The organism is Lacrimispora brassicae (assembly GCF_054772055.1).
Genome location: NZ_BRYH01000047.1, coordinates 1 through 7,944 on the forward strand (window position 1 = coordinate 1; position 7,944 = coordinate 7,944).

At 47.2% G+C, this 7,944-nt stretch carries 5 protein-coding genes and 1 pseudogene; 2 read left to right on the top strand and 4 right to left on the bottom strand.

From position 1 onward, the window contains the following. Positions 1 to 849, top strand: a pseudogene (locus ACYVD3_RS21010) (collagen-like protein); the annotation flags it as partial. A gap of 106 nt (positions 850 to 955) precedes the next feature. Here the strand turns inward: ACYVD3_RS21010 and cls are convergent. Continuing rightward, on the bottom strand, positions 956 to 2,506 hold the full coding sequence (gene cls / locus ACYVD3_RS21015; protein WP_460644456.1) for a cardiolipin synthase: 1,551 nt from the start codon (positions 2,504 to 2,506) through the stop codon (positions 956 to 958). Between the two features lie 168 nt (positions 2,507 to 2,674). Next, positions 2,675 to 3,958, bottom strand: coding sequence for an O-acetylhomoserine aminocarboxypropyltransferase/cysteine synthase family protein (locus ACYVD3_RS21020; protein WP_460644457.1), 1,284 nt, complete (start codon positions 3,956 to 3,958; stop codon positions 2,675 to 2,677). Between the two features lie 147 nt (positions 3,959 to 4,105). Between ACYVD3_RS21020 and ACYVD3_RS21025 the strand changes: the two genes are divergently transcribed. After that, on the top strand, positions 4,106 to 5,212 hold the full coding sequence (locus tag ACYVD3_RS21025) for a DUF362 domain-containing protein (protein WP_460644458.1): 1,107 nt from the start codon (positions 4,106 to 4,108) through the stop codon (positions 5,210 to 5,212). A gap of 89 nt (positions 5,213 to 5,301) precedes the next feature. Here ACYVD3_RS21025 and ACYVD3_RS21030 read toward each other — a convergent pair whose 3' ends face one another. Both ACYVD3_RS21030 and ACYVD3_RS21035 read right to left on the bottom strand, forming a co-directional pair. Next, entirely contained in the window at positions 5,302 to 7,230 is a 1,929-nt protein-coding gene (locus ACYVD3_RS21030; protein WP_460644459.1) for a sulfatase-like hydrolase/transferase, read from the bottom strand. Between the two features lie 139 nt (positions 7,231 to 7,369). Then, entirely contained in the window at positions 7,370 to 7,867 is a 498-nt protein-coding gene (locus ACYVD3_RS21035; RefSeq protein WP_460644460.1) for a zinc-ribbon domain-containing protein, read from the bottom strand. Between the last annotated feature and the right edge of the window lie 77 nt (positions 7,868 to 7,944).

Sequence of the window (7,944 nt, forward strand, 5' to 3'; positions counted from 1 at the left end):
GGCGCTCAGGGACCGACCGGACCTCAGGGTGCAACTGGCGCTACCGGCGCTCAGGGACCGACTGGACCTCAGGGTGCAACTGGCGCTACTGGCGCTCAGGGACCAACTGGGCCTCAGGGACCTCAGGGACCGCAAGGAATTGAAGGACCTGTTGGACCGACTGGACCTACCGGCGCTACTGGTGCTACTGGTGCACAAGGACCGATTGGACCGACTGGACCTCAGGGACCTCAGGGACCGCAAGGAATTGAAGGACCTGTTGGACCGACTGGACCTCAGGGTGCTACCGGTGCTACTGGTGCACAAGGACCGATTGGACCGACTGGACCTCAGGGACCTCAGGGACCGCAAGGAATTGAAGGACCTGTTGGACCGACTGGACCTCAGGGTGCTACTGGTGCACAAGGACCGACCGGACCTGTTGGCCCTCCAGGACCATTTACGCAATTACGGGGATTTGACCTGCAGCTCACTGGAGGTACCTCAGTAGCAAATGGAAGCCCTGTTATATTCAATACCATTTTAAACAACCAGAGTCTTAATATCTCCTATAACACAACAACAGGCGTTGCAACGCTTAATGCAGAACAAAATTACTATGTATCCTGGTGGGTATCTACAGACGGTGCAGGCCCATCCACTTACGTGGATTTTAATTTACAGATAAATGGAAGCAGCGGTGTATCCTCAAGCTCGCCAATCGTAACAGGCCAGTTAAGCGGAATCGCCCTGATTACTGTGGGTGCAATCCCATCCACCATTGCACTTGTTAATTCAACCGGGCAAACTGTTTCATACGGTGCAACCCCAGTTCAGGCACACATGGTTATTTTTGAAGTTTCCCAATAATCACTAACACAAAGTCATTTTAAAGATCTATGATCTTATAAAAATGCGCCGGAAGCATATGCTTCCGACGCATTTTTACATAAACAGCCGTATATTCTCTATTGCCCTACATAAGCGGTGCAAACAATCTCAACGCCCGCCCTGCCAACACTTCATACCATGGATAATTCCTGCAATCTTCCAAAGTGATTCTACGGCATTGGGTCAAAGTGTCATGAAAATCCCTTTGTATATCCCGTATCACCTCGTTTCGATACAGGTAGACCGCACATTCAAAATGAAGGTAAAGGCTTCTGAAGTCCATATTAATGGTTCCTACTACAGCTTTGGTATCATCGCTTGCATATATCTTGGCATGGATAAAACCTGGTATGTACTCATAAATCTGGACCCCTGCCCTTATCAGCTCCCCATAGTGAGACCTTGCAAGGAGGAACGCATATTTCTTATCCGGTATCCCCGGCATGATGATAACCACCTCCACTCCCCGCTTGGCGGCAAAAGTAAGAGCCTGGACCATTTCATAATCCAGAATCAGATAAGGTGTCATAATGTGGATATAATGCCTGGCAGAATTTATGATATCCAAATATACCTGTTCCCCAATGGATTCCTGATCTAAGGGGCTGTCTCCATAAGGGATCACAAATCCATCCATGTTCAGCTCCAGGGGATAAAAATATTCCGGATCCCTTAAATATTGTCCATAATCCTCAGCCCCTTTTTCAGAAATGTTCCACATTTGCAGAAACATCATGGTAAAGCTGGTAACGGCATCCCCTTTCAGCATGATCCCTGTATCCTTCCAATGCCCGAAACGCACACGCCTGTTAATATATTCGTCCGCCAGGTTTACCCCTCCGGTAAACGCCGTAAGGCCGTCCACCACCAGTATCTTCCTGTGGTCCCGGTTATTCTGGTAAGTGGTAAATGCGGGCTTAATGGGAGAAAACATCTTTGCCTTGATCCCCTTTGCCTGCAATTCCTTTGGATAGCTGAAGGGAAGAAGAGCCAGGGAACACATGCCGTCATACATGAACCGGACTTCCACCCCTTCCTTTGCCTTTCTCTCCAGGATCTCCAATATGGCATCCCACATTTCCCCACGTTCCACAATAAAGAATTCCATAAAGATAAACCGTTTTGCTCCCTCCAGCTCCTTCTTCATGGCTTCAAACATGGCTTCTCCCAGGGCAAAATACTGGGCATTGGTATTTTTATATGCCGGGTAATGGCCTGAACTCTTGATATAGTGAGCCAGATTAGCATTCCGCCTGCTGACTCTGGACAAGTCCTCCATGACCTTGGGGCTTTGAGGCAGATAGCCTTCCGTATGCTCTATGTTGACACGGAGCCTTTTATTCATCAGCTTCCCCACGATCTGCAGCTCTACAAACAGGTAAAAAAGCGTTCCAAACACAGGAACGGCTGCAATCGGGACCATCCAGGCCAGTTTAAAGCTAGGATTCTCTTCCTTATTCAGGATATAAATGATAACAAATGCACTGAGCAGAACAAAGCCGCCATAAAAATACGCAAGGTAACGGCTTAAAAAACGGTATGACGCAATAAGAATCGCCACTTGTACCATAAGAGAAACGGCCGCAAACGTGGTCCGGCCAAAAATAATCCTTAGCATTCTCCTGATCTGTTTCATTCTGTGCACCTCCCATGCTGCCAATTCCATTGATAATATCTCTTTCATTATACAGCCTGTCTCTTTTTCTTGCAACACCTTACAGGCTCTGTGTCCGTTTTCCCAATATGCCAAAAATAACGGGAAAACTGCTGGTATCGCAGTCTTCCCGCCGCCTTTTCACTTTTCTTACCCTTCCAGTGCCTGTCTGATATCCTCCACAATGTCCTCTGCATTTTCGATCCCAACACTCAGCCGGATCATGGACGGATCAACTCCCGCTTCAACAAGCTGTTCATCGGTCAACTGTCTGTGGGTATGGCTGGCCGGATGTAAAACGGAAGTGCGGGCATCCGCCACATGAGTCACAATAGCCGCCAGCTTCAGTCCATCCATAAACTTAACCGCAGCTTCCCTGCCTCCCTTTAAGCCAAAGGAAATCACACCGCAGGTACCATCCGGCATATATTTTTTTGCCAGGTCATAATACTTATCCCCTTCAAGCCCCGGATACTTGATCCAGGCCACATCTTCCCTGGCGCTTAAATACCGGGCCACCTTTAGGGCATTGCCGCAGTGGCAGGGAACCCGAAGATGAAGGGTTTCCAGGCCAAGATTCAATAAAAAGGAGTTCATTGGGGATGGAATGGAACCCAGATCTCTCATTAACTGTGCAGTGGCTTTTGTAATATATGCCTTTTTTCCGAATTTTTCAGTATATACAATGCCATGGTAGGATTCGTCAGGTGTGGTAAGTCCAGGATACCTTTCTCCCTGAGCCTCCCAGTCAAAGCTTCCGCTGTCAACGATACAGCCGCCTACGCTGGTAGCATGTCCATCCATGTATTTTGTGGTAGAGTGAGTAACAATATCTGCTCCCCATTCAAAGGGGCGGCAGTTGATGGGCGTCGCAAATGTATTGTCCACAATCAGCGGTACCCCGTGCCCGTGTGCAACCTTAGCAAACTTCTCAATATCAAAAACCACAAGAGACGGATTGCCGATAGTTTCTCCAAATACCGCTTTGGTATTGGGCTTAAATGCCTTCTCAAGCTCTTCTTCCGATGCATCCGGATCTACCAGAGTGGATTCGATCCCCATCTTTTTTAAGGTTACGGTAAAAAGATGGGTGGAGCCTCCGTAAATCGTGGCAGAGCTGATCACATGATCTCCTTTTTCACAGATGTTAAGCAGCGCATAAAAATTAGCAGCCTGTCCGGAAGAAGTCAGCATGGCCGCAACTCCGCCTTCCAGTTCGCAGATCTTAGAAGCTACGGCATCATTGGTGGGGTTTGCCAGCCTGGTATAAAAATACCCCTCATCCTCCAAATCAAACAGCCTTCCCATCTTATCGCTGTCGTCATACTTAAATGTTGTGCTTTGAAAAATCGGAAGCACCCTGGCTTCTCCGCTTTTCGGCTGCCAGCCGCCCTGGATGCAAACCGTCTCTCTGGAACGCCCGTTCTGACTCATCTTTTTTCCTCCTGTAAACCTTAGTCAAATACTTCTCATAGTTTAGCATAAATAGTTCTGGAAATAAAGTCCTAATTGCCTTCTTGTATTCCCTGTTTATTTACAGTATAATAGGCGATATCATAAAACACGTCAAAGGAGATCCCTATGGAAAAATCAAAGGTTTACTATACAAATTTTCACACCGCCTTTCAGGAAAACCTTCCCCAGAAGCTTAGAAGGCTTATAAAAACCGCTGGAATGCTGGAACAGATAGACTTTCAAAACAAATATACGGCTATTAAGATCCACTTTGGAGAGCTGGGGAATTTATCCTTTCTCCGCCCCAATTACGCAAAAGTGGTGGTAGACCTTGTCAAATCCCAGGGCGGAAAACCATTTTTAACGGATTGCAACACCCTGTATGTGGGAAGCCGCAAAAATGCCCTGGATCACCTGGATACCGCTTATGAAAACGGGTTCTCCCCTTTTTCCACCGGCTGCCATGTGCTGATCGCCGACGGCTTAAAGGGAACTGATGAAAGCCTGGTTCCCATTGACGGAGAATACATAAAGGAAGCTAAAATCGGACGGGCCGTTATGGATGCGGATATCTTCCTTTCCCTTACCCATTTCAAGGGCCATGAAAGCACAGGATTCGGTGGAGCATTGAAAAACATAGGAATGGGCTGCGGCTCCCGGGCCGGAAAAATGGAAATGCATAACTCCGGAAAACCCCATGTAACGGAAGAAACCTGTATCGGCTGCCATGCCTGTGAAAAAAACTGCGCCCACGGCGCCATCTCTTTCCAGAATAAAAAGGCTTTCATCGACACAAACCTTTGTGTTGGCTGCGGCCGCTGCATCGGAGTCTGTCCCGTGGATGCCGTTGAGACAGACTTTGATGAGTCCAACGACATCCTAAACTGCAAGATCGCGGAATACACCCAGGCGGTTCTCGGGGACCGCCCCAATTTCCACATCAGCCTGGTCATGGATGTATCTCCTTACTGCGACTGCCACTCAGAAAACGACATCCCCATCATTCCTGATGTGGGCATGTTTGCATCCTTTGACCCGGTAGCCCTGGATATGGCCTGTGCAGATGCGGTAAACCGCCAGCCGGTCATGGCGGGAAGTGTCCTGGAAAAACACGGCAGCCATCACCACGACCATTTCAAAGACACCCATCCCAACACCAACTGGAAGTCCTCCATTGAACATGCAGTGAAAATCGGTTTGGGAAATGGGGAATACGAATTAATCACACTGTAATACAGGAGATTTGATAAACCAGCTTTTTATGCAAACTGTAAACAGGAAAAGGGAAGGTACATCATCTTTGTGCCCTCCCTTTTCTTTGCTCAATTAAAATCCCTGATCCTGTCAGTCCTGTAATAGGTCCCATCCTCTCCCAGGGGAACCTTGTCCCTTCCGATCTGCCAAAGGGAAAGCTCCGAATCCTTCATCTTTTTTTCCGGGACATTTTTTGCAATAATAAGCTCCGGCCAGACAAAGGTGGTTTCCACTGCCTTCCCGTCAAAGCAGATTTTGGAATAAGGGGTGAAATTTTCTCCATAAACCAGAACATTGGAGTCATTGTACACCACATGATCAATGACGATATCGTCGATTCCCATTTTAAGCTTTGTGGACTCATAAGGGCTTTCTCCTCCGTACACCTCACGGCTTCCGTAGAGAATGTCATATTCCAGGGTTTTCATATCCTTTAAATAGCTTTCTTCCCCTGCTTTGGGGTCACTAAAATATTTCTGATGGAACCTCATCATGGTTCCCTCATGAATGTTGAGAATATCCAATACGTGTGCAGCAAGCTGGTATGCTTCCACATCCTTTTTCTCCATCGGAAGATTCATGTTGTTCCAGATCACATATTCCGTCTGAAACAGGGAATGATTCTTCATCTCATCTTCTGACCATTCAAATCCAGGCAGATGGTCCCCGTACATCACCAGAACGATAGGTTCCTTCCTGGTCCGCAGGGTATTGACAAGGGAACGGATAAACTGGTCCATTTCCCCGATCTGCTGGCAGTAATACTCAAAGCTGGGATATTTCCCGTGCCCCTGAACGGAAATGGTGTAGATAAAGTCAGGGCCCCTGGTAGAATCCAGGGTCCTGATGATCTCACCGGTAAGAATCTTGTCCTTGCACCAGCCCGTAGGATTTCTTTCTATATTATTCATATATTCAATGGGAGTAAAGGTATCAAAGCCAAGCTGGGAAAACACCCGGTTCCGGTCATAAAAGGTGGCCTCATTGTTATGGATGGCATGGGCCTTGTATCCTAAATTTTTCAAATCAAAGGCCACGCTTTCGCAGGGGGTTTTCTTTAACACGGTTTTATAGGGATACTCTCCCGGGCCGAAAAAGTCCAGGTTCATGCCTGTGATGGATTCAAATTCCGTATTTGCGGTACCTGCGCCCACAGAGGGCACGCTTAAGTAACCGCTGGGATAATTCTTCTGAAGCTGATGGAAAAACGGGATGGGATCATAAGTCACCGGATTGTTTTCCCACAGGGAAGGGTCGAAAAATGACTCTAACTGGATCATGATCACATTGGGCTTTGTGTCCTCAGACAGGGCATACGTATTTTCCGGAACCAGCTCCTCATCCCGGATTTCTTCCATTGTCTCAGTTCCATATCCCTCGGGCTTTGAGATTCCTGTGTTGAACAGGGAGTTGGAAAAGCAATATGGAAATCCGTAGCTTTTAAATGCCTCTCCGATATTGCCGAAGTGAACCGCCACCAATCCTGTTTTCATGGCTGCGCTCGTCACCCCCAGCACAGCAACGCAGCTTATGGCTATAAGCCCTGCTCCAAGGCCGTACCTCACCCTTTCCCTGGAAACAGGTGCTCTGCGCCAGACTGCAGCTAAAAATATCACAGCAAACACAATGCCGCTTACGATGAAAATGATCTGCACCCAGGTAAAGTAAACCGTAGCCAGACTGACCGCATACTTCACCAGGCGGAAATCCGCCCCAGTAAAAGGTGTTGTGCGGAAAATAAGGAGGATGCCATTTACTACTCCCATAAAAAGCCAGATCAAAGATAGGGTAATGCATGTAAAAGCCTTGCGCTTTGTCACAAATACAACCGTAAAGGGAAGGGTGATGATCAGGGTATTGAGCAAAAAAACGGGAAAGCTTCCCCCTATATAAGAGCCAAGGCTTATGAGAGATTTTCTGCTGGCCAGTTCAATAAAGACATTGATCATGGCAGAAAATGCAAAAAGCCTTCCCAGCCACTTGACATATAGTTTCATGATATACCTCTTTATCTCTTATTTCTTTTCAGAATCGGATTTAGTCTATCACATTTTACTGGAAATTTACATACTTTTTTAAAAATAGCGAAAATTCCCAAAGGAAAGACCGGCTTTTTAGGGCCGGCCTTTTAAGTAATTACTCTTGTTCTTCAGTTGGTTCAAATGCATCATCACCAACCGTATTGATTCCAGCCGCCGGGTTCACTTCCTCTGCCGGCACTTCCTGTTCCACTTCCACTACATTCTCTACATACTCATCTTCTGTATCAGCTTTCTGGGATGCTTCCTTTACAGAGGCTCCGCACTTTCCGCAGTAAAGGGAATTCTTCGGAACCTTGGCTCCGCAGTCCGCACAGATACGGGTTCCCTCGCTTTGGCTCAGTTCAATCTCCAGAGCGGCAACTCTTTCCCGGCTGGCCCTGACAGCTTCATAAGCCTTTGCATAAACTTCCTCCGGCTCTTTGTTCGCTTCATAGAATTGTTTTCCAATGACCGCATAAGCTTCTTCCAGCTTCGTTTTCTCTACACTGATCTGTGTCTTTAGCTGTATCGTCTCAGTCAGTGCTTTTGCCTTGGTTGCAACCTCTTTGCCGGTACCACTAATTGTCTTTCCCAGCTCTTCAAAAAATGCCATCCGTGATTCCTCCTTTGACTTATGCTTCTATCATTTTAACGTTATTGGAAGAAAAAGTCAATGAAAGACTGTTTACA

Excerpts from the sequence above, each read along its gene's own strand:
- ACYVD3_RS21030 (WP_460644459.1), bottom strand. The coding sequence starts at position 7,230 with ATGAAACTATATGTCAAGTGGCTGGGAAGGCTTTTTGCATTTTCTGCC.
- ACYVD3_RS21025 (WP_460644458.1), top strand. The coding sequence starts at position 4,106 with ATGGAAAAATCAAAGGTTTACTATACAAATTTTCACACCGCCTTTCAG.
- cls (WP_460644456.1), bottom strand. The coding sequence starts at position 2,506 with ATGAAACAGATCAGGAGAATGCTAAGGATTATTTTTGGCCGGACCACG.
- ACYVD3_RS21035 (WP_460644460.1), bottom strand. The coding sequence starts at position 7,867 with ATGGCATTTTTTGAAGAGCTGGGAAAGACAATTAGTGGTACCGGCAAA.
- ACYVD3_RS21020 (WP_460644457.1), bottom strand. The coding sequence starts at position 3,958 with ATGAGTCAGAACGGGCGTTCCAGAGAGACGGTTTGCATCCAGGGCGGC.